The organism is Roseibium salinum (genome assembly GCF_026240905.1).
GTDB classification, from domain to species: domain Bacteria; phylum Pseudomonadota; class Alphaproteobacteria; order Rhizobiales; family Stappiaceae; genus Roseibium; species Roseibium salinum.
This window is the reverse complement of sequence record NZ_JAPEVI010000003.1, coordinates 4,632,783-4,655,705: the sequence shown is the minus strand read 5'-3', so window position 1 is coordinate 4,655,705 and position 22,923 is coordinate 4,632,783. Positions and strand designations below refer to the sequence as shown.

Genomic DNA, 22,923 nt, shown 5'->3' with positions numbered 1-22,923 from the left:
CTCACCCGGCGGATTTTGCGTGCAGAAGGTCCGCAAGTTCGCCGATGTTGCGCGGGCCGTGCAACTGAACCATCGGGATCTTCAGGCCGAGTTGTTCCATCACGGCGAGGATGACCTCGCTGCGCTCGATGGAATCGACCCCGAGATCCGCCATGGAATCGGCTTCGGTGATCGTCTGGCCGGCCAGTTCGGGGACGGTCTCGCGGATTTCCGCAATGATGATCTCGGCAATCTTGTTCGCGTCCAACTTGGTCTTCCTGATTTCAGATCCAGATATATTTCCGGTGATAGCCTTCTATCCGCTCCAGAACCAGCCGGGTTCCGTCGCCATTTTCCGGAAAGGCTCCAGGAATGATGCCGTGGTCCAGCACGCTCTCCTTCGTGCCGAAGCGGATCGCCGCGCCTCCCGACAGGAGGTTCTCGTATTCGGCAATCGAAAGCCGGTAGCGGCGATCCAGCTGATCCGGAATTCTCATGGCCCGCAACCGTTCTGCTCCCTCCTGCGTGACCACACCGCTGAAGAATTCCGAGCAGCAGCCGGACCCGTAGGAGAAGAGACCCACCCGGATCGGTTCATGCGGCGCAACACTGTCGATGGTGCCCGCTAGGGCCACGAACACCGATCCGCCGGCCGTGTTGCCGACCCTTTTGCCGTAGGAAAGGCTCGGCGCCAGCCGTCTGTCGAAATCCTCGGCAATCGCATCGGGCTTTGCCTTGTAAAGCTTTCGCATCAGTTGCCTGTGCGCGCCCTTGACCATGCCGCCAAAGGGCGTGTGAAAGCAAAGCTGGTCGAATGTGGTCTGGAAGTCCGCATTCTCGACCCGGCGCGAATAGTCTTCGAAGGCGGCCGTGCAGCAATCGAGATAGGCCATCAGCGACAGATCCGCATCGCCGGCTTCCGTATCCAGCCCCGGACGGCAGGTGTCCATCACTTCGAAGGCATGGTTTCCGTAGGCTCCTTGGTCGAGCCGGAACACGTGCGGCTGATCGGAAACAAGCATGGCCACGGCGCCGGCGCCTGAAGTCGGTTCCGAATAGGCCCACTCCTGGATGGCGGCGGCATCGGCAAGCGCGAAGCGGGAGATATCCGTTGCGATGACCAGCGCCTTTGCGCCGGGCGAAGTCTGCGACAAGACGAAATTGACCGCCATCTGCAGACCCGCGGTGCCGGAATAGCAGGCCTGTTTCAGTTCGAACAGGCGGCAATTGGAGGGCAGGTCCAGATGTTTCTGCACGTAAGTGCTGATCGACTTGCCGAAATCGATCCCGGATTCGGTGCAGGTGATGATCATCTCGATCCGGCCGCGCTCGTCTTCGCTCAGCCGGTCGACAATGGGTTTTGCTGCATTGACCGCAAAGGTGATCGGGTCCTCGTAAGGCAGGGCGACGGCTTTTTCCTGCATCAAGAGGTTTTCGAACCGGGGCAGGTCCAGGCCGCGATGGTCGCAGAGTTCGCGGACATCGAGATAGGCCATGCCGCCGAACACATTCATGGCTTCAATGCCGACCGGAATCGTCATCACGCTGTCTCCAGCCGCACGGGCAGGCGGCCGAGGCCGCGCGCATTCATCCGGTCGAGCCGCCACTGCGGATCACCGGCAAGTTCGATCCGCGCGTATTTCTGAAGAACCGCCGAAAAAGCGACCTGCGCCTCCAGCCGGGCCAGCGGCGCACCGATGCAGAAATGGGCGCCGCCGCCAAAGGTGAACTGCGCATTTGCGGGCCGGCCGACATCCAGCCTGTCCGGATTGGCGAAGCGTGCCGGATCGCGGTTGATGGCGCCGGTCAGGCCGAGGACCGGCGACCCTTTGGGGATCAGTGTTCCCTCGACCTCGAAATCCTCCAGGGCAACGCGCAGGATCATATTGCCGCCGGGCTCCATGCGCAGGAATTCCTCGATTGCCGTGCGCATCAGGCCCGGATCGGCTCTCAGACGGGCCATTTCCTCTGGATGGCGCAGCAGAAGCAGCATGCCGTTGCCGATCAACGTGACGGTCGTCTCATGCCCGGCAACCAACATGGAGACGAGATTTGTAAGCGTCTCGTCCTCGTCCAGCGTGCCGTCCTTGTAGGCGCGGATCGCCAGCCCCATCAGGTTGTCTTCATCGGCGTCCTGCCGCGCTCTGATCTGCTCCCGCAGGAAGGCCTTGAAGACATTGAGCGCTGCCAGCGCTTCCGCCTTCTGGTCCGGCGTCATCAGGATGTCGCCGATGCGGATCAGAGATGCGCTCCAGGCGCCGATCTGTTCATCAAGGTGGGCGGGAATATCGAAGAGTTCGCATAGAATGCGCAGCGGCAACGGACCGGCAAAAGCCTCGATGAAATCCACTTCGCCGCTCTCCGGCATCGCGTCCAGCAGGATCCGTGTCTGTCTTTCAATCAGCGGGACGATCGCGCTCATCGCCTGCGAGCGGAAAGCCGGCTCATAGACCTTGCGCATGCGCCGGTGGTCGTCACCGTCGCAATTGATCATTTGCCACTGGAATTCGCTGAACAACCGGTGGCCGACCGGGTCGTTGGCACGGTAATCGTCGGAATTCCAGCCGCCTCGCCATTGCCGCGTGTCCCGCCCCATGCCGGTCGATTTCGCGACCCTTGCGAACGCCCTGTGGCCGAGGATGAAGTAAATGCCGCTGGCCTTGTCCAGATGAACGCTGCCAAGGTCCTGAAGGCGGCGCAATTGAGGATAGGGGTGTTCCAGAAATTCCGGATCGGACAGCAATGGCCACCAGTCGATGTCACCGCCGTCAGGGCTCCGGAACTCGTTCATCTGCGCGTCTCTCAAACAATTACGCCTGGGTCTCAGGCTGAATATCGGGACGAAATCGGGTGCGTTCGCCGAGCACTTTGAAGACGGGGCCACCCGGTTACAACATTTAAAATCTGTCTCAATTGAAAGGGTTCGAGAATTCCGAAGGGTCCGGGCTCCGCCTCGCCTTGTGTCAGGTCAAGTGTTTCCCAACGACATGTCGGCGTCAAGCGGTGAGGCACCGACCAGCAACCCGCTGCCCCCATGTCCACAACCGAGCCCGGAAGCCTGCCGGAGGCTCCGGCACGCTATTGTCTCTCCCTTGCCGGGTGTTACCGGCCCGTGCAACAAAGGCGGACTGCGGCGTCTCGACCAGGGTCCTAGCATGCTTTCCTCATCCCCGTCCCTTCCCACGGTCTTCTGCTTCGCCGGGCAGGGGTCGCAGTATTTCCATATGGCCGCCGATCTCATGGACGCCTATCCGGTTTTCAGGCAGTGGATGGAAATCGGCGATCGCATCGTGCGCAATTGCGAGGACTTTTCGCCGCTGGAAAAGATCTATTCGGCGGACCGCAAGGCAAGCGACCCGTTCGATCACCTGGAGCATTCGCATCCCTCGCTGTTCATGACGCAGTTCGCGACCGCCAAACTCCTGCAGCAGATGAAGCTGAAACCGGACATGCTGCTGGGAGTGAGCCTGGGGGAATTCGTGGCCATGAGCGTTGCGGGCATGATCCCCTTCGAAACGGCCTTGAAGGCGGTCGCCCGGCAGCCCGCGCTCTTCCGCAAGAACACACCGGCGGGGGCTCTCATTGCCGTGCTGGCCCCGGAAAAGATCCGCACCTCCTCCCCTCTCCTTTCCGCCGTGACGGAAATTGCCGGCTTCAATGCCGAAGCCCACTGCGTCCTCGCATGCCTTGCCGGCGACACGCAGCGCGTCCTTGATGAATTGCGGCGCCTTGATGCGCCCTTCCAGATGCTGCCCGTTCCATTCGCCTTTCATTCCGCCTGGGTCGAAGCCGCGCGGCACGACTATCTGGCTTCGGTTGCGCGCCTTTCCTTTGAAACTCCCTTCTGGCCGGTCTGGTCGGCCTGTTTCGGCAAGAAGATCGACACGATGGATGCCGGTTCGAGCTGGCGGATCGTGCGGGAACCGATGCAGGTGCGCCGGACCTTTGCAGGTCTCGAAGCGCAGGGCGGCGCGAATTATATCGATCTGAGCCCGACCGGCAGTCTTGCCGCCGTGCTGCGCCAGGAGCTTTCCGGCGAAACACGGTCGACAATCACTAACGTTCTGTCGCCATTCGGCGGAAACCTGAAGCGCGTGGAAAGTCTCTGCGCAGTGCTCGCGCCGTGATCCCGCCTATTCCAATGGGCAACCAGGCGTTTGTGCCGTCATGGCGCTTCGACAAAAAATATAACTTTTGAGTGTATTTGCTGGGTTTTACAATTAACGTGAAACCATCCCCGGAGAAACAGATGCGCAATTCTCAGACTTGGACATACCTCTGCCGGTCCCTCGCCGGTTTCGCAGCGCTCATTCTCGCGGCGTGGATGGTGTCCACCCCGGCCCTTTCCGAAACTGCCGCGAGTCTGCCTCCCGCGGACAAAGCGGTCATTCCGCCGGCGCCCGATTACGACGAGGCGTCGAGCTGGCTGGCCCGGCCCGACAATCCGGACGCGTTTGCCGTCGATATCCTCTGGGTCTATCCGACCGTGCTCTACGATCAATCGGCCTGGCTGATGGATATCACCCGCAAGGACCTGATTGCCGGAGCGGCCGAGACCGTGCACAGCGAGGCGCTGGTCTTTTCCGGGCAGGCGAACCTTTATGCTCCCTTCTACCGCCAAATGAACCTTGCCGGGTTCAACCTGCCCGAAGACGAGCGCGATGCCCTGACGGCCCATGGCGAAGAGGATATCCGGCGGGCGCTGCGCCATTACATGGAGCACTACAACAACGGCAGGCCCTTCATCGTTGCCGCCCACAGCCAGGGCTCCTATGTGCTGACCCAGTTGATCGTAGATCATTGGGGCAAGCTCGGCATCGAGGCTCAGCTCATTGCGGGTTATCTGATCGGCTGGTCGATCACCGGCGAGGACCTGCAGGACAACCCGGCCATCGATATCTGCGGAGAGCCACGTCAGACCGGCTGCTTCATCAGCTACAACTCGGTCGCTGCCGGAAAGCAGGGCGAGGCGCCGATGATCCTGAAGGGAGCGATCGTCGTCAATCCGCTGACCTGGACCCGCGAAACAAAACTTGCGCCATCAAGCCTCAATCTCGGCTCGACACTGTTCGACGGGGAAAACCCATGGCGGACCTATCCCGGCTTTACCTCCGCGCAGATCGCCGATCACGGGCTGGTCGTCGCCCCTGCCGACCCCGCCCTTCTGGAAACCCCGTTCTTTCCGCAAGGGGTCTACCACAGCCTCGACTACTCGCTGTTTTTCGAGAATATCAAATCCAATGCGGCGCAACGGATCCAGGCCCATCTTGCCCGGAAAAACGGCCCTCCCCCGCAATAGCCGGATGGCGGCTGCCTTCCAGCTACGGCAACTAGCCGCGATGCGCATAGATGTGAAAGACCGGTGCGCCGCCTTCTGACATCGGGTGGCTTTCGATGCTGCAGCAATAGCCGTGCTTTTCAAGGTCGGCGCGGATCGTGCGAAGTTCGTCCTCGCCCCGATGAATTTCCACGAGCAGCTGGCGGATATTCCGCCACAGGTCCGGTCCGATCCCGTCCAGCACCGCGCGTTCCTGACCTTCGGTGTCGATCTTCAGAAGATCGATCGGACCGATCGCGAGCCGTTCCGCCACCGCGTCCAGCCTGTCGATATCGGCCGTGATCTGTTCGGTGCGGAACAGTTGCTCGACAAAGGCCTCGTCATCAATCATTTCCTGGGCGCCGGTCCTGTCGATGATCGCCCTGATATCGGCGCTGACGCCAGTGCCAAAGAGAAGAGTGCGCAGACCGTCCGAGAGGGTTTTTCGGGCACCGGCCTCGGAGGAAGAGAGGGCGGTAATGCCCGGGCAATATTCGAACTCGATCTTTCCCGGTGCCGAACCGAGCGCCATGTTGAAGATCTCAACGGTGCCACCCATGTCGGCCGCATTGGCCCTGAGCGCGGCGAAGGCTGCAGGCATGGGCTCAAGGGCACAAATTCTTGCCTCTGGACACAGATCGCGCAGTCGCAGGCAGAACAGCCCGATATTGGCGCCCACATCGACAAAATTGCCCCCGACCGGCAAGGTCAGTCCGTGCCGGCTGAAATCCGCGGACATGACTTCATGCCATCCGAACCCGACTTCATAGGCATTGACGCAACTGACCGTGCGTCCATCCGGCAGGGTGGCGGTCTCAAGATTCACCCGCATGTCTCCTCCCCGGCTGCTTCATCAGCCGCTCGTAAACTTGTGCCCTTCTGCAGAACGGCTCGGCCACACCACAGAGGGAATAGCAGGCCGAAGTATTTGCGGCAAAGGGCTGAATGTGGATCGGCTCCACTAACAGACCCCGCTGGCATATGGAAATTCAATAACTTGTGACACCGATCGGCGTCGAGACCCCTCGCTGCATCACACACCTTGTGGAGCCGATCCACATACCGCCACTTGATCCCACCTGATCCCGGAAACGCTTTCTTGCCAAGTGCTCTTGCGCGTCACAACAGATCAGGCATCTGGAACTTATCTTTCTGCTGCCCTTGCACCCCAACCAGACGGAAAGCTAATCAAGCAATCAATTAGCGGCGGGAAACGTTATCTCACAGCGGTGACCGGCCGGCAGACCGTTTTCGGGATTGGGCAATTCAACTCGCAGACCGAATGTGTTGCTGGCCGCATCGAAGACCCGGTCAATTATCGTAACCTTACCGGTATAACGGCCACCGATCGGTTTGTTAGGCAGCACGACTGCTTCCATTCCAGGATGGATCCTGCCGTATTCACTCACGGGAATGAACGCCTCCACGTGTAGTGGGTCCAGCTTGGCGATGGTCGCCAATTGGCTGTCCTGGTCGAGATACTCGCCGCGAAAGAGTGCCCGTTCGAGCACGACACCGTCGATCGGGCTCCTGATGGTCTTCTGTTCAAGGACACGCTTTGCCCGGTTCAATTCCAAACCGGCGATCCGCTTGCGCATCCGGGCAATTGCCAGTTCGCGGGTCACGACCTCCAGTTCAGCGATGGCTTCCTCAAGGCTGTCCGTCGATGTAATCTTGCGCTCCGCAAGCGTGCGCGTGCGCACCAAACGGCTCTTTGCAAGACTGTATCGGGCCTCCTGGGCTTCGATTTCCGAGGTGCTGGCAGCTTGTTCAGACATCAGATCGACGGTCGCCGCTTCCGTTTCTGAACTTAGCCGGGCAATGATCTCACCCTTGTGCACATAGTCACCGCGCTCAATCAGCACTTCACTCAACAGGCCCGGGACCAGGCTTCCAACCTTGACCACAACCGCCGGATCGATAACGCAGTCAAAGGATTGCGCGGCAAGCGGTGATGTCATCATCAAGAAAAAGATTGTCCCAAAGGTGCATTTCAGGCGCATAGGCACGCCCTCAATTCGACTTCCAGTCCAATGCCCCATCAAAATACTCTCCGGCACAACCCTACTCCGCACTGCCTGAAAACGCTAGCAACACGCCGAGCCGCCGATCCTGGGCGAGCAAAGCCTTGCGGTCTCGCGAGTGAGCCTGTTCGGCCCGCCATTGGGCCGCAGTGAACAACGCTCTGCCAGCGGACGGGCCGATAAATCGCCCGGGCCGCCGCAACGCTTTCAGCAGAACGAGATCCAGCAACGGGTCTTCCAGCGACAGGATCTTTTCTGTTGTCCCGGGTTCCCCCCGTCGTCCGGCCCGGCCTTCCATCTGCCTGTCGATCCGTCCGGCATCGTGACGCTCGCTCAGGATGACATGCAAGCCACCGACTTCGATGACGGCCGGATCCAGTTTGATGTCGACGCCGCGCCCTGCCATGTTGGTGGCAACGGTAATACGTCCGGCCTCCCCTGCCCGGGCAATGATTTCGGCTTCTTCCGCGCTCTGCTCCGCATTGAGAACCGTGTGCTCTAGCCCCGATGCGGACAGCCATTCACTTGCCGAACGCGACGCATTGACGGAGCGGGTGGCAATGAGTACTGGCCGTCCTTCGGTCACGAGCGAGGCAGTTCTCTCGGCGATCGCCTGCCATTTCGCTACCAAAGTGGGGCAAATGCGAGTTCCCAGATCGCGCTTCTTGGAGGGCACATTGGGAGGCACGCGAAATACGGCGGTCCGGTAGACGGATCGGAATTCGGGACGCACCTCGCGGGCCGTTCCCGTCATCCCGGAAAGGCGCCGATAGCGGCGAAAGTACCTCTGATAGGTCATGCGTGCGATCGTCTGTTTGCGACCGGTCACCTGACAGCGTTCCTTCAGTTCGATCAGTTGGTGCAGTCCATCGCTCCACGAGCGGTCCGGCATGATGCGCCCTGAATATTCATCGATGATCTGAACCTTGCCCTCTCTGACGAGATAATGCTCTCCTTTGTAAAACAGCAGGTTGGCCACGAGCGCTTGACGGGCGGCCTCCTCACGGCGGACGCGATTGCTCCAGATTCCGCCCATGATCAAGGCACGCTCGGCAATCAGGTCACGTCCGTCAGCCGTCAGGTCGATCCGTCTGTCTTCCACGATCAGCCGGAAATGAACGCCGGGGACGAAGGCGTTAACGAGGCGAAAGGCATCTTCCGCCCAGACCTGTTCCTCCGCCGCGTCGGTTTCGCGCGAAATGATCAGCGGCGTCCGCGCCTCATCGACCAAAACGCTGTCGGCCTCGTCGACAATGGCAAAATGCAAGCCGCGCATGACGGATGATTTGTTCCGTTCGCCCACCCAGGAAAGCCGGCGCAATTTGGAATAGAGGTTTCTCGGTCTTCCTCCGAAAACGATCCGGTCCCGCAGGTAATCGAAGGCGATCTCCTTGTTGCTGGCATAAACGATGTCGCTGGCGTAAATCGCCGGTCGATTCTCGTGTTCTACCTCATGCGTGATGACGCCGGATGTCAAACCGAAATAGCGGTAGATCGGCTGCAGCAACGCATGGTCTCGTTCGGCAAGGTAGTCATTCACCGTGATAACGTGCACGGGTGTGCCTGCCATCGCCGCGGCGGCTGCCGTCAATGCCGCCGTAAGTGTTTTTCCCTCGCCTGTGTCCATTTCGATGATTGATCCGTCGAGCATCGCAAAACCGGCAAGCAACTGGACATCATGATGACGCAAACCGAGCTTGCGGCGCGTGACTTCTCTCAACAAGGCGAAGCATTCAACGGCATGTTCGCTGCGTTCATAGCCTCCCAGCCGAATGCGCGGCCGCACTTTCCGGACACGCAATTCCAATTGGTCGTCGGAAAGTGAAAGGAGTTCATGCTCCAAATCATTGACCATTTGAACCCGGCGCAATAGTTCCCGGCGCCGCGACCAGTCGAGCAGCGGCTCACGGGCACGCTTGAAAAGATTCTCGATCGTGTCGAGCCAGTGCTCGCTCGGATCCGCCTGCTCCGGATAAACTTCCAGAGCAGGTGGTATCCAGGCGGCTACGGGCGCGTTTGCGAAGCCGGTGTGCAATGAAGTTTAGGCCGTCGCCTCTCCCCCGTTCTTCCTGGCAGGCGCCTTCCGGCTTGCCTTTGACAGAGCTGCCGCTTCAATGCCTTCGGCACTTTCCGCAAGGCCTTCCTCTGGAGATTTTGCCGCAGGAAACCGATCCAGCATGTCCGAGAAATGGCGCAGTGAATGCAGGTGTAGATATGTGCATTCCAGTTCGTCATTGTTGAACAGGTTCTGCAGATCTTCCGCCGAAAGATTCTTGAGTTTATCGCGATTGACGGTCATGAAACCCGACAGCGAACGTCTTTCCCCGGTGTTCAAATTGAACTGCGCCTGCATCGGTTGCAAAAGTTCGAGCGCCTTTAAACGGTCGCAGTACTGTTTCGTCCGCTGGAACCGTGCCTGATAGTCCTGCAGAAAGTTGAGCACGTTCTTGAGATATTGCGTCTGCTCGCCGTCATTGTCGAACAAGCGTTCACCGCGCCCCTCACGGTTGCAACCTTTGAAATCCTCATCGATGTGCAGAATGAAGGTCCTGCCGGATTTGTCGGTTGAAAATACGAATGGAAAGCGACGAACGAAGGCAGGAACGTATTTCCCGAGCCACTCGCCATTTTCTCCGACAAAAAGGTTTTCGGTCTGCTGAGCGCCAAGCACGACAACGGGCATGACGGCGTCTTCGTTTCCGGCGAAGACAATCGGATATTCCGCGGCAGCCTGTGCGAATTCGATTGCGGTCAACGGCACCGAGTTGACCTCCTTAGCAAATTCGTAGGTGGCCCCGGCCTTCACCGACAGATCCTTGTGCCGGTCGACAGTAACGGGATGCGCGTTATGATAGAACAGAAGTTGTGTAGACACGTGATTTCCCCTTTGATTTACACGGGTACATTGTCTAGCGGGAGAAACTTATACATTATTTTTGTTATCTTTATTTGAAGGCATCCTAGCTTTTTTAAATGAAAGACACAACGACGTCGACGTCTAGATTTGGAACAATTTCAGGAAAACCTGTCTTGACAATCGATAGAGACGCTCCGCAAGAGGTTGTTTTCCATGGTAAAATTTTACGAACACTCGACTTCCCACACGGGATGTTATCTGACTTTCGGTCAAAAAGACATCAAGCTGCAGCAATTTTTCTAACGTACGGTTACTCTGAGTATTCGATGGATCCAGAGCAATTTTTCCCCCTCCCATGGTGCTGAGAGCCGCACTCGGTAAGGTATCGCTCAATGCAGGAACCTCGCGTGCGATTTTGGCCTGATATTCAATTTGCGGTTTTTCAACGAAACGGACCTTAATCTGCTGGCTCTTGTTGCGCACGAGGTCCGCACTGCCTTCGGGAACGATCACGCGGATCGGCGGATCTTCGAACTGTGCAACGTAGGCCACGCGTTGCCCTCGCCGCACGAACCGGCCGAGAAGATCCTTGGCTCCGGGGATGACAAGCGTGCCCTTGCTGTCCGCCTTGACGACGAGTGCGCGTTCGCGGATCTGCGCATTCTCAAAGTCTGCGCGAGCCAGTTGAAGTTCCTGCCGGACGATCCGGGCATTGGCCTGATCACCGCGGTCCTGCTTGTCGAGCCTGTGCTCCAGCTCGCGAATGCGAATGCTCAGCAATGCGACACGGCCGGACAGAAGAGGATCTTCCAGCCGCATCAGCGGACTTCCGGGGTCAACCTGTTGCCCGGGCATGGCCAGCAGCTCCAGAACAGTGCCGTCGGACTGGGCATGGACAACCCCCTTTCCCGGGAGCCAGACGATCCCTTCTACGACCGTTGAATAGGGCAGCGGAATCGCAAAAAGCACAAGGCCAATGCATGACAATGCCCCACCGACGACGCCGAACGCCCGGCCTCGGTTCTTGCGCAGTTGCGGGCTCGTCAACACAAACCATGTGTGTTTTCCAAGCGGAACGCCAATCATCAGAATGACCGCCCAGATCGCGATCAATGTTCCGATGATGAAGAATTTCTGTGAGACGAAGACGGCGATGGTTGCCATGATGACAAGCCGATAGCAGAAGGCGGCTGTCGCATAAGTGACGAACCAGAAAGCTTCACCCGGCGCAGTGACCGGCGACGTTGCCGACCTGATGCCAAAAGCCGTCCGCTTGAAACAGTAGCCGAGATACTTGTTGGCCCGGCTGCCGAGGTTGGGGATCTCGAGAAGGTCACTGAGCACGTAATACCCGTCGAAACGTAGCAGCGGATTACCATTGAAAAACAGCGTCGATACGCCGCCGATCAGCATCACGTTGAAGGCGAATGCCCGCACGAGGCCGTCGCCGGCATTGAGCCACACGATCAGTGCCAGGCAGGCGAGAAAAACCTCGACAAGGATACCTGCGGCTCCGACCAGCGCTCTCTGCCACTTGCCGGTGAAGGCAGCGCTGTCGGACGCATCCACGTAAGGAACCGGCATGAACACCAGCATCATGATGCCGATCTCGTGAACATCACCTCCCCAGCGCTTTATCGCATAGGCGTGTCCGAGTTCGTGCAGAGCCTTGATCGCCGGGTAGGAGAGCAGCAGGAGAACGATGTTTTCCGTCGACAGCACCCTGTCGGTGACATTTTCAGTGAGCGCATCCCAGTTCATACCGGCCAGCACCGTGGCATAGGCGACGAAGGCGACGTAAAACATCGCCCCGAACCAGCTTAACAATGGCCGAACCAATGGATAGGTCGCATTCAGGAATTCGTTGGGATCGATCAGGTTGAGGCGGATTGCCAGTGGGTTCATGAAACTCATCATGAGCTTGCGGTTGCGACTCTTGCGGCCGCGGTCGGCGATTTCCTCGATGTCAGGCGGAACGTCGCCGAAAAGGACGTCGGCCGCATGCAGCTGCCCCAGCAGATTGACGACTTCATCCTGGGCCATCACCTTTTCACTGAGATTGTCGCAGGCAATATCCCAGACTTCCTGCATGCTTCGCTCGCCATTCATCAGACTGATGACGAAGTAGGTCTCCGGGGCAAACCTGTGGAACCGACCGGAAGTCCGGTCCTGCATTACGTACCAGAGCTGCCCTCTGAAAATAGTCCGGTGAATGCGGACATGCGCGCGCAGGCGTAGGTGAAGCTGGGCGACGCGATACCAGGACTGGCTGAAATACGATTGTTCCATCCAGCAGCCCTCAAGGTATCCAACGCCACGTGGCCAAATAGATCCAGTTGATCATCTTTTCCGTGTAGGTGCTGATGAGAAGCCGTGTATCGACCGACGTTTTCGCAATCCCCTCCATTCCGGGCCGCAGGCGCCCTGTGACCTTGTCGAGACTGGCCTCGACCCGGAAATAGTTCCGTCCTTCCTTCTGTTCGGAAATGGCCGTGATCTGCTCGATACGGTAAGTCATTGGCTCCCGCGGAAGTGCGGTCACGCGCAGCACTCCACTCTGGCCGATCTTGATGTTGCCGATGTCGACTTCGTCCACTTCCAGGAGGACCCGATAGGAATCGAGCGGCGCGATCTTGAAGAGTTCTTCGCCTCGCTCGACGACCGCGCCAATCGACTGGCTGAGATCGCCTTCGACGACATAGCCATCAAACGGTGCAACCAACCGCGTCCTGCGAAGCTGTTCGTCGATCAGCGCAAGTTGGGCTTCGGTCTGTTCCACCTGCGCCTTGATGATCAGCGCCTCGGCTCTTTCGTGCAGGGTCAGGGCCCTGTCATATTCAGTCATCTTCTGCTGGCGCGTGGTTGCCAGCCGGAGTCTTTCGAAACTCAGGTCCTGATCATCGAGCCGGGCAAGTTCCTGCCCTTTCTTCACAAGCTCGCCCGACCGGACCCCTTCATCGGCCACATACCCGTTGAACGGCGCAACGATTGTCCGCTGGACCGTGCCGCGGATAATCGCCGGCGAGGTCACGGAATAGTCTGTTGTGGCAAGGCTGAAGAACGTCACCAGCGCGACGGCAATCGCGGTCGCCAATTTGCGGCCGAAATAACCCGCTCCGAACAGCCGTTTGAGCTGTTCCCCGGCAGAGTCGAAGATCTTGAGGATTAAATATCGGTCGTTGAGCCTTTTTTCCTGAAGGACCGGACCGACAACAGCCGCGACGGCATCACACAGGTCCACCGTCGCCCCGTCGAATGGATTGCCTGCCGGCCTCTGCAGCGTCATCGCGCCTATGATCTTGCCGCCCGCCTGAAGCGGCACGGTAAGGATTGCCCCGCTGCGATGAAGCCGAGCCAGCTCCTCGTGGGCGAGACTGACCCGGTATTCCCAGGTCTCCTCGGCGGGGTAGACGATCACGGCATTCTGGTCGACCGCTTCATCCATGGCCGAGCCGATGTCGCGGATAAGGTTCATCTTGTTGCCGAAGCCGGACGCGTGCGAAATTGCCGCCACGCGGCACTTGCGCCTTTTCACGAAGCCGACGCTTACGGGATCGGCCTTGAGGCGCGTCGCCATTTCCGTGGCCAGCGAGGTCGCCGCGCTGATACCCCCCTTGGCTTCAAGCACGGAAGAAAGCATGTCGAACGCCAGCCGGCTGCGTTCGCCGAGTTCCTGCTCCTCTTCCTGGAGCCGGCGCCTGAAAAAGGCTTCCACCCAACCTGCCGCCCACTGGATCTTGCGCATGACCTCGGTATTGGCTGCAATCTGCTGCGACACCTCGACAGTGCAGACGCCATAGAGTTTGCCGTCGACGAAAAGGGGACCTGAAACGATCTGAGACGGTGCATCGTCACCGGCCGCTGCCATGGCCATGCCCTGCCGCTTCGCAAGCGATTTGTTGGCGGCAATCAGATGCTGTTCGCCGACCCGGGACCTTTCCGGCCAGTAGGCGACCGGCACGAAAGGCCCCGCCTCCGGATCGCCGATCAACACGACGCCGGTGACGTTTCCAGGAAACTGCCGGCAAAGGATAGCCAGCCAAGAGTCGATGAATTCTTCAGGAGACTGGGCACTGCGGAAACGGCTCCACAACGCCTGGTCCAGCATGGCATAGCTGACCGCTCCGGAGCCGTCTTCGCTCCGGACCGGTCCGGTTTCACTTGCACTCTGGTCACTCATTCACACCAAACTCGAACCAAAGCGGTTACTCCTCCAATCGTGGCAGCCACCTCACCGGAGACTGAACAATCCCGACAAGCGGGCAAACAGTCCCTGCCGGGCCTTCCATTCCAATGCCCCGCCCAGACCGTCGGCGTCATCGTCGTTGTCGGAATCCTGCTCATACTGATCCACTCCGTTGCCGGCATTGGTATCTGTCGCAGCATTGACAAATGTTCCGCTCGTCTCGTCGAAGACCCAGGCCGTGGCCTCACCTGCCGCGCTGACTTGCGGCAGAGATTCAAGGACACCAGCGACCTGGCCGTTTGCCTGTCTTGAGGTGGCCGCGGGTGCCGCGGACGAGCCATTGGATTGCGGAGCGGACGGACCGTTCCCTGCCGGCGGTGGCGCTAAGGTGCCGCCAAGACCGGCTGGGGCGGAATATCCATCAACTTCGTCGCCGGATATCCCGGCTGAGTGCATCAGATCCAACGCTGCCGGGTGGACAAACAACCCGAGCGTTTCGTCATAGACCCGTGTCGCGCCTGCACTGCCGTCGCCACTGGCATCCGGCAACTGGCGCACGCCAGCCTGCAGCGTTTCTGCCATGACACCTGTGCCGTTGTGTTCCAGGCCGATCTGGTGTCCGACCTCGTGAACGAGAACACTCAACAGGTCGTACCGTCCATCGGCGGGGCCGCCGGAAATCGCGAACTGCGATCCGCCGTCTCCTTCAACGAACTCTTCGTTTTGGAGCGGCGTCAGGTCGACGAACCAGCCATGACCAGCGGCGTCACGATCAATCAGGATCGCCCCGAAGACAGATTGCGCCAGTTCGCCATCGGCCAGATCGACCACCTGAATGTCGAGCTTGCCGAGGGCGGCGAGCTGTGAAGCATCGAGCTGTCCGCTTTCCCGCCAGACGACGATGGCGTCGTCGAGCAGGCCGAGGGCATCCTCGCGGGTGATCGCAAGATCGACCGATCCGACGATGGCATTCGATCCGGCCGAAAGCAGATTGTCGGAAGTATCGAAATACGGATCGTTCGTGCGGATGCTCAGCTTGTCGAACGACGCCAGCTGGTCGCCGTTCATCAGGCCGACGCCACCGTCCACCAAGGCGGAGTAGAAGCCGTGGTTGGTCACGAAGGCACCGTCGACGCTGATGCTGACCGAAGCCCCGAGCAGCGACAGGCGCAGTTTGTGATCGACGCCGTCGACCATCGCCCGGCTGTAAGTAGCGTCCACCTGGTAGCCGCCCTTCAGACTGACATGGCCGACGAGTACGAGATCATTGGCCGCATCGAGTGCGACGAACTTGTAGTCGCTCGGGCCGTAGACATCAAACGCGATGCCGGCAAGGCCTTGCGAGTTGAACGCCGTTTCCAGTTCAAGATAGGAGTTCACCTGCAATTTCGTGCCGATATCGACGGTGTTGACCTGTGCCCCGCCTTCTGCAACCAACCGCCCAGCTGACATTGCCCAGCCATCGGAGGCCGTCAGTTCGTATGTCCCGGCACCATCGAAATTGTCGGTATAGTCGAGCGTCAGTTCGGGCGGCAGTATCTGCACGGTGAAATTGTCCACCGTTGACTTCGAGCCGTCGTTACCGAAGCCGACCAGGCCGCGATTGAGCGCAACCGGCACGCCTTCAACGATGCGCGGGTCGAACGTGTAGCTGAACCAGTTCACACCTGCGACCGCCACAGTCACATTGGTGCCGTTGACGGCGACCAGCACATCGTAGCTCTGGCCGGGTTTCAACTGAACCGGTTTGTTCGACTTGACCACCTGATGCCAACCAGTCTCGTCGCGGTAGCCCATTTCGATCTGGTCGTTCGAAATATTGATACCGGCATATTTGAAATCAGTCTCCGAATAGTAATCGAAGATGATATAGGCGTTCGCCTTCCAGCCGCCGGTCGGTTTCTGCGCGGTCAAGCTGGCAGCGATTTCGTAGTAAACGGGCAAGTAGGCATCGACATAGAAGACAGCTGCGGACTGGCTGGTCTTGCTTTCCGCTGTCACGGCAACCTTGCCCTGCTGGACGACGAAATTGCCCTGATCGACCGCAAACGGATTGACCCCGTCGTTGACATCAGCCGAACGGAGAACGTCGCGGCGTCCACCTGGAATGTTGCCTGGCTGCGGGTCGGTCGGACCGCCCGTCTGATCCTGCCAGAGGCCGTGGTCGCGCTGCATGACGAGACCCATTTCCCCGAACGGATCGCCGAGCAACTGACGCACGTTGGAATACCGGCTGTAGGAATTGTGAATGCCGGTATCCGATGTCCGCGTTATATCGACGCCGTCGCTGGCGGCCTGTGCCGACAGGAAGTCGAACAGGTGCGGCGGCACCTGGCGGCTGACAGTCGCGATGCCAAACGGTGCGAAAGGCACGATGTAGCTGTTGTATTCGCCAGCCCAGTCGATCAACCGGTCGCCGCCGGTATTGCCGATCAGGATATCGAGTCCGGCACCGCCGAATGCACGGTCTTCCCAGATCAGATGTGTATCCGGGGCATCGTTGAGACCCCTGGTATCGTCGTAGCTGGTGCCCGGTCCGCCGAAGACATCGTCGGCGTTCAGGAGATCGTTGCCCCAGCCGCCGTAGGTACGGTCTCGTCCGGTTCCGCCCACGATCCAGTCGTTGCCGTGATCGCCGAAGATCCGGTCATCGCCATCCGTTTCGCGTGCAACCTGATCCCCTATCGGATCGCCGTTCGGCTTGAAGTCGATGTAACCGAGAACGTCAAAGCCTTCATTGTCGAGCTGGTTGAGGAAGTAGTGCTTGAGCGTCGACGGATCGACGCTGTCGTCCTTCCACACCACTGTCTCGCCTGCGATCTCGTCGAAAAGGATCACCCGGCGCGGGTCATACTCGTCATAGAGGTAGAACTCGCCAAGGCGGCTCTGTACCGGTTTCGGTGCATTCCAGGGATTCGTGTCCGCTCCAAAGAGCAGCACGTTGCCCGGGTTATAAGGCCGGCTGAAGTCGATCCGAACCAGGCCGATCAGGTCTCGAAGCTGGCCGTTCTCGTCCAGTTCCGATCCGGCAATGCGCGGAGCGTAACTCTCGGACAGTGCTTCGCCGCCGCCGATTGCATCGTCGCCGCCGCCACCATGAATGAAGTCGTCGCCGAGACCACCGAAGATGATGTCATCGGCAAAGCTTGTCACGAATAACGGATCGTCGATACCCGGTGCCAGATCGAACGGGGTCAGGTCGACGCTCTTTTTCAACTGATCGGCGATATTGATCAGTTCGGTCTGCACCTGGCCGGGAGTATAGATGAACTCGTTGAGTACGTTGCCCTGGCTGGTGCGCGTGTCCGGATCCCGGTCGAGCAAAGCTTCGACCCCGAAGAGATTTTCGCCATGCGTCGCGGAGTTCCGGCTGGTGTAGATCCGGCCGTCGTCGCCCAGGATACCGTCGGTGCCGACACCGCCGGAGATCCAGTCGTGGCCCCAGCCGCCGATGATGTCATCGTCCTGGGCGTCGCCGAAGATCGAGTCGTTTCCGCCCGCTCCGTAGATGGTATCGTCACCGGTTTCGCCGTGGATCTCATCGCCCGCGCCGATATCCACTTTAGCTTCGAAACCGAACATGTCGCGCATGGTCGGGTCATCGAAACCAGCATCGAGATCGAAGTGGTCAGGCCGGAAGTCAGGCCCGCCTGGCGTGTAGTCGAGCAGGCGCACGCCGCGCACGATCAGCTTTTCATTGCCATAATTATCATAGGCAAAGGACACGTAGTTCGGGCTGTCTGGATCCCATTCGCCGGTTCCGTCACCGCCGAAATTCACGTCCGGCGTAGCATCAAGGAAGCTGTTGATCCCGACGATCCGGATGATATCAGCATTGTCGCCGGCAATCGTATCGGAATCGCGTGCGTGAAGCTCACCAACCGCCGTTCCATCTTCCAGAGGATTGACTTCCATCGCAGTATTGTTGTCGAAGCCGTTGTTGCGGTCGATCTGAGTCCCTGCACCGCCAAAAATGGTGTCGTTGCCGTCAGGTCTGCTGTTCGCGGTAACCAGGCTGAAGTGGGTCGACGAACCGCCGACCAGGTCGTCCTGGCCGAGACCACCGAAGATGACATCGCATCCTCCGCCGCCTTCGATATAGTCCTCGCCGTCCGAGGCTGCCTCGAAACTGCCGACGACCTTCAGCGGACCGATCGGATCCTCGATGCCGGCAGGCGAGCGTGCCGCGCCGACATGCGCCTGCGCTGCCGCCGCGCTGTCGATCGATCCGTCACCCTGGATAACGTCGTTGCCGAGCTGGCCGAAGATCTCGTCATGCCCGGCACCGCCGGCGAGATAATCGTTGCCGAAGCTGCCGTCACCGGCATTACCGTAGTCGAACTCGAACGTATGCAGGGCGGCATAGTCGATCTCGTATTCGCTCCACCACTGTGGCCCGGACGGATCGCGGTAGTTGCGCTTGATGCCGTCGGTCAGGAGCAGGCCGCTGTTTTCACCGCCGAGGGCTCCCGGCTGACCGTCGGGTGCGTACGCATAGATCGGGTCCACACCGTTCGGTAGAGCACGGTCGGTCCTTGCATAGAGAAGGGCTCCGGCAAGCGCCTGGAACCTGGCGTTCAGGATGTCGTCGAGAAGATTGACATCTCCCGGCTCGCCCATCCTGGTGAGGTAGACGTTGTCACCGAAGATAAGATCATCTTCCTCGCGGCCGTCGATCATGTCGTTGCCGGCGCCGCCGATCAGGATATCGGGCAGGTTGGTGCCGAACAGGATGTCGTCGCCGCCGTTCTGCAATTCAACCGAGTTGATTTCCAGGATCGAGGAAAGTTCGGTCGTCTGGATCTTCTGCAGGAGGATCGGCGGCTCGTTCGGATCCGCGACGAACTGCTTGATCACGCCATGGTCGCCGAAGATGATGTTCGGCAGATCCTGCAAGAGGTTGCCGTCTTCATCCACCGCACCGTTGCCGTCGATGAAATCACGGCCCGCGACGAGATCGTCCCGCACCAGCGACGGCGCCGGTTTGAAGGTGCTGTCCGTCTTTTCGAGACCGTCATCGACGGTCGGTTCAGGGCTGTTGTCGACCGTGGCGATATCGAGCGCACGGGTCAGGATGTCCACATTGACGCCGCTGTCGCCATAGATGTGGTCGGTGCCGCGCTGACCAAAGATGGTGTCGTCACCGGAGCCGCCGGCAAGATGATCACCGGCCTGGCTGCCGTAGATCAGGTCGTCGCCAGCGCCGCCATAGGCGGTGAAGCCGACGGTCGGCATTTCGTCGTCGGTTAGATTCGCGAACAGATTCCGGGCGTCGATGGTGTCGTTGCCGTGGAACTTGTAAGGATTGGCGAGCGGGAAGATCCATTCGTCATCTTCGTTTTCGCCGTCCGGCAAATGCGTGAACGGGTCGTAGGGCTTTTCGCCGAATTCAAGGCCAAGCCGGTCGTAGGTGTGACCGGAATACCAGACACCGTCCTGGCTGGTGTCGCCATAGATGACGAGCGGGCTGTCCGGCCCGGCGCCGCCATTGATGACGAAGTGATCACCGCCGACGCGCTTGCCGCCGTCGAGGGTGACGTCGTAGCCAAAGATGGTCAGCTTGGCCATGCCGCTGGCATCGGCGCAGTCGTGCAGGGCTGCATCGAGCAGCACCAGCTTGGTGCCTCCTTCAATAATGTCGGCAATGGTGAAGCCGCCGGCATAACCTTCGATGAAGACAGTCTGGCCCACATAGAAGCCCTGATCCGTCCAGGACGTGCCCGGAACCGTCAGCTCGACCGTCGTCTCCAAGGACGTGCCGCCGCTGAAGGTCACTTCCTCGACCGCGATGTGAACCACCTGGGTGATCTCGGTCTTGAGCGCTTCGGCCACATGCACGCTGAGCACGACGTCGTCGGACGCTGCGAAAGCGGGACCGCCGAGGATCATGACCGAGTCATCACCCCAGATCTCGAAGGCATCCGCCGGAGGCGCGCCGGTGAAGGGGGCAGCGGCAAAGTCGTCGAGATTGGCAAAGCCGAGCACCATCCGCGTGTGCGTCTCGCCGGAAATCTGGACATACTGGCCAACCGAATAGCGATCCGCCTGCCAGCTCCGGCCGTCGTTGCGGAGCACGAAGTTTCCATTGACCGGTTCGCCGTCAATTTCGTGCTCGCCTGAGGCGAGATCGAAATTGCCGGTAGTCTGGGTCCAGGAGTTGCCGCCGCCATGCAGCATGGTCAGGGTGCCATGCGGCCCCTGAACGAAGGCGGTGATCACCAGCTGGGCCGCGGTCGGGATGTCCTCGCCCTCAAGCGTGATGGTAAAGCCGTCGTCGGCAATCGCGTCGTTATTGTCAACCAGGCGCCATTCGCCCGACACGGTCTCGCCGCTGTCCGGATCCAGATAGCTCAGGTTGACGAGATGTCCGACGAGGAAACCGTCTTCTTCCCATGTGCGGCCATCCGACCGCGTCAGGGTGCCGCCGAAGCCAGAGAGCACTGCAGAGGCAACCGGACCGTCGCCGATGTCGACGCCGAGAAGGTTGTAGCTGACAAGTTGGTCGAGACCGATGATCTTCTGTTCGCCGGAAAGCGGCGACGGGAAGTCAGAACCGTCGAGGACGAGGATCGAGTTGTCGTTCGGATCCCGGTAGGGTTCGCCGGTTTCCGGATCGATGATCGGAACGCCGAAGGCGTCGAAATATTCGATCGCATCCTCGATCGCAATGATCGTCCATTTGTAGGTCTCCGGATCATAGCCGTCGATGGTGACCGTCTGGCCGACCAGGAACCCTTGCGATTTCCAGTCGAAGTTGTCGCGCTGAATGACGTTCTTGCCTTGCAACTCCGGCTGCTGCGCATAGAGGAATGCGTAGTCAGAATCGTTCCAGGAGTTGTCGAACTCGAAGATCTGCTGCGCGGAGACAAACGGCGTTTCGTGCAGCGTGTCGTAGACTTCAATGTAGTCGTTGCCTTCACCGAGCATCATGTTGATGACTTCGATCGAGCTTTCGGCAGCGTCCGTGCCGAAGCCGCCGGCGCCGAAGTTGACTTTGCCGTAACTGATGCCGCCCGGGACGATCAACGGTTCGCCGAACGTATCCGTGCCGCCATAGATCGAGAAGTCAAGTTCTTCGGCCATGCCGAAGCCTTCGATTGCCGGCCGCAGCTGCACGTCGCCAAATTCATCGACATAACCGCCGACTGTGCCGTTGTTGTTGGCCTTGCTGGTATCGTGGAAAATGTTCAAGACGTCGATCTGCTGGCTTTCCGGTGGTTGCTGACCGATGGCGATCAGGAACCTGTCGGTTTCGCCCGGCAGCTTGACGCCGTTGGTGAGCGAGCGGTCGGCGCCTGTCGGGCCGCCTTCGACCGCAAGCGGTCCGCGCAGTTTCGACAGAAGATGACTGCTGACCGGGAAGACCTTCACGCCTTCGCGTGTCGATGGAACTTCGTAGAAGGGATCCGCCGCCAGTTCGACATTCTGCTGCTTGAACCAGGCATCTGCCGCCGTCGGATCGCCCGAGAAGGTGACATGGACGGCAATTCGGCTGACCTCGACATTGAGCGTACCGGAGAACCATGCCGGAAGAGCACTTGCGGCTGCACCACCCGGATTGTTTTCCAGCGTGAACTGCAGCCGGTCGTCCTTGGTGTCGTTGTCCCCGCGGATGATGGCGATCTTGAAGTCCGCGAAGTTGCCCGTCAGAGCGCCGTTCACGTCGAGTTCGCTGATGCGGACACGCTGGCCTTCAAGGAAGCCTTCGCCGAGCCAGCCCTGTTCGTTCGAAGCAAGTCCGGTGCGCAGGAGACGATCCACATGGATGTCGGATCCTGCCTCATGGCTGAGCTGCTCGTCGATGATGCCGTTTTCAACTGTCACCTCACCCGACCACAGGAATTCCGGCGTCAGGTCGGAGAGCGTCACCACGTCCAGGATCTCGTCGGTACCGACCAGGCCGGCAAAGGACTTGTCGAGCGTGATCGTCTGATGGGTTACGTCGGCGACGAAATACTGGCCGTCATAGGACGCACCAGCGCCACCGATCAGAAGATATTCGCCGACCTCCCAACCCTCGTCTTCGAAGCTGCCGAGATCGAAGCCGGTGCCGCGCGTGATGGTGCCCACACCGCTGTCATTCTCGAAGATGATCGAGCCTTCGAACAGTTGGGTCGGCCGCAACTGGCCAATCTTCTCATAGACAACCGGCACCGCAATACCATCGCCGTCGGTAATGCCGGTGACATCGGCCAGACCGTCGGTCAGGATGGCGACATCGACGGTCTTGCTGGTATCGGCCACCAGGCCGTCGAGGCCGGGCTGGCGGGTCAGCCGGATCAGATAGTCGTCGGTGCTTGTCGGGTCGTTCTTGATAAAGAGGGTCGTGCCGCCGCTTTCCAGCGTCACCGCACCTGGCGTTTCATTGTCGATGACTTCGACATCTAGAATGCCCGGGCCTGAGCGCAGGTTCGGGAAGATATAGTTCCCGTCGGCATTGACGGTAGATTCGTCGCGAACGAAGTTGATGACTGCGGTATAGGGATCCTCGGGCACGTAATCGTCCCAGGCTTCGATCACGACGCGGACCGGGCTGTCCCAGTTGGTGTGGTCGAAGGTG

At 59.6% G+C, this 22,923-nt stretch carries 12 protein-coding genes (1 of these 12 cut by a window edge); 2 read left to right on the top strand and 10 right to left on the bottom strand.

All coding sequences use genetic code 11. The annotated features are described in order from the left end of the window. Position 1: 1 nt before the first annotated feature. Genes ON753_RS26090 through ON753_RS26080 form a run of 3 tightly spaced genes read right to left on the bottom strand, consistent with a single transcriptional unit; the run spans position 2 to position 2,770 of the window. Positions 2-247 (bottom strand): acyl carrier protein, encoded by a 246-nt coding sequence (locus ON753_RS26090; protein WP_265966922.1) that lies wholly within the window; start codon positions 245-247, stop codon positions 2-4. 16 nt (positions 248-263) lie between these two features. After that, positions 264-1,520 (bottom strand): hydroxymethylglutaryl-CoA synthase family protein, encoded by a 1,257-nt coding sequence (locus tag ON753_RS26085; protein ID WP_265966921.1) that lies wholly within the window; start codon positions 1,518-1,520, stop codon positions 264-266. After that, positions 1,520-2,770 carry a cytochrome P450 gene (locus tag ON753_RS26080; RefSeq protein ID WP_265966920.1) on the bottom strand — a complete coding sequence of 417 codons (1,251 nt, stop codon included), beginning with the start codon at positions 2,768-2,770 and terminating at the stop codon, positions 1,520-1,522. The genes ON753_RS26085 and ON753_RS26080 overlap by 1 nt, the downstream gene beginning before the upstream one ends. A gap of 364 nt (positions 2,771-3,134) precedes the next feature. On the opposite strand from ON753_RS26080, the gene ON753_RS26075 reads away from it, so the two are divergent. Continuing rightward, positions 3,135-4,106 carry an acyltransferase domain-containing protein gene (locus ON753_RS26075; RefSeq protein WP_265966919.1) on the top strand — a complete coding sequence of 324 codons (972 nt, stop codon included), beginning with the start codon at positions 3,135-3,137 and terminating at the stop codon, positions 4,104-4,106. A gap of 122 nt (positions 4,107-4,228) precedes the next feature. After that, positions 4,229-5,278 (top strand): DUF3089 domain-containing protein, encoded by a 1,050-nt coding sequence (locus ON753_RS26070; protein ID WP_265966918.1) that lies wholly within the window; start codon positions 4,229-4,231, stop codon positions 5,276-5,278. Between the two features lie 31 nt (positions 5,279-5,309). Here ON753_RS26070 and ON753_RS26065 read toward each other — a convergent pair whose 3' ends face one another. The 7 genes from ON753_RS26065 to ON753_RS26035 form a co-directional block, all read right to left on the bottom strand. Next, entirely contained in the window at positions 5,310-6,128 is an 819-nt protein-coding gene (locus tag ON753_RS26065; RefSeq protein WP_265966917.1) for an FkbM family methyltransferase, read from the bottom strand. 364 nt (positions 6,129-6,492) lie between these two features. Next, the gene (locus ON753_RS26060; RefSeq protein WP_265966916.1) at positions 6,493-7,356 is read right to left on the bottom strand and encodes an efflux RND transporter periplasmic adaptor subunit; all 864 of its coding nucleotides are present in this window, start codon (positions 7,354-7,356) and stop codon (positions 6,493-6,495) included. Positions 7,357-7,360: 4 nt separating this feature from the next. Beyond that, positions 7,361-9,355 carry a preprotein translocase subunit SecA gene (locus ON753_RS26055; protein WP_265966915.1) on the bottom strand — a complete coding sequence of 665 codons (1,995 nt, stop codon included), beginning with the start codon at positions 9,353-9,355 and terminating at the stop codon, positions 7,361-7,363. 6 nt (positions 9,356-9,361) lie between these two features. Continuing rightward, positions 9,362-10,126, bottom strand: coding sequence for a SapC family protein (locus ON753_RS26050; RefSeq protein ID WP_377047220.1), 765 nt, complete (start codon positions 10,124-10,126; stop codon positions 9,362-9,364). Positions 10,127-10,318: 192 nt separating this feature from the next. Next, the gene (locus tag ON753_RS26045; protein ID WP_265966913.1) at positions 10,319-12,466 is read right to left on the bottom strand and encodes a peptidase M50; all 2,148 of its coding nucleotides are present in this window, start codon (positions 12,464-12,466) and stop codon (positions 10,319-10,321) included. 10 nt (positions 12,467-12,476) lie between these two features. Then, positions 12,477-14,357 (bottom strand): efflux RND transporter periplasmic adaptor subunit, encoded by a 1,881-nt coding sequence (locus ON753_RS26040; protein ID WP_265966912.1) that lies wholly within the window; start codon positions 14,355-14,357, stop codon positions 12,477-12,479. Between the two features lie 51 nt (positions 14,358-14,408). Further along, positions 14,409-22,923: the 3' portion of a hypothetical protein gene (locus ON753_RS26035; protein ID WP_265966911.1), read on the bottom strand. Its footprint extends 19,205 nt past the window's final position; only the last 8,515 of its 27,720 coding nucleotides appear in the window; the start codon falls outside the window, past its right edge — the gene reads right to left on this strand; the stop codon is at positions 14,409-14,411.

What these genes read in the sequence shown, in the direction of transcription:
- ON753_RS26085 (WP_265966921.1), bottom strand. Translation starts at nt 1,520, where the DNA reads ATGACGATTCCGGTCGGCATTGAAGCCATGAATGTGTTCGGCGGCATG.
- ON753_RS26080 (WP_265966920.1), bottom strand. Translation starts at nt 2,770, where the DNA reads ATGAACGAGTTCCGGAGCCCTGACGGCGGTGACATCGACTGGTGGCCA.
- ON753_RS26075 (WP_265966919.1), top strand. Translation starts at nt 3,135, where the DNA reads ATGCTTTCCTCATCCCCGTCCCTTCCCACGGTCTTCTGCTTCGCCGGG.
- ON753_RS26070 (WP_265966918.1), top strand. Translation starts at nt 4,229, where the DNA reads ATGCGCAATTCTCAGACTTGGACATACCTCTGCCGGTCCCTCGCCGGT.
- ON753_RS26065 (WP_265966917.1), bottom strand. Translation starts at nt 6,128, where the DNA reads ATGCGGGTGAATCTTGAGACCGCCACCCTGCCGGATGGACGCACGGTC.
- ON753_RS26045 (WP_265966913.1), bottom strand. Translation starts at nt 12,466, where the DNA reads ATGGAACAATCGTATTTCAGCCAGTCCTGGTATCGCGTCGCCCAGCTT.
- ON753_RS26040 (WP_265966912.1), bottom strand. Translation starts at nt 14,357, where the DNA reads ATGAGTGACCAGAGTGCAAGTGAAACCGGACCGGTCCGGAGCGAAGAC.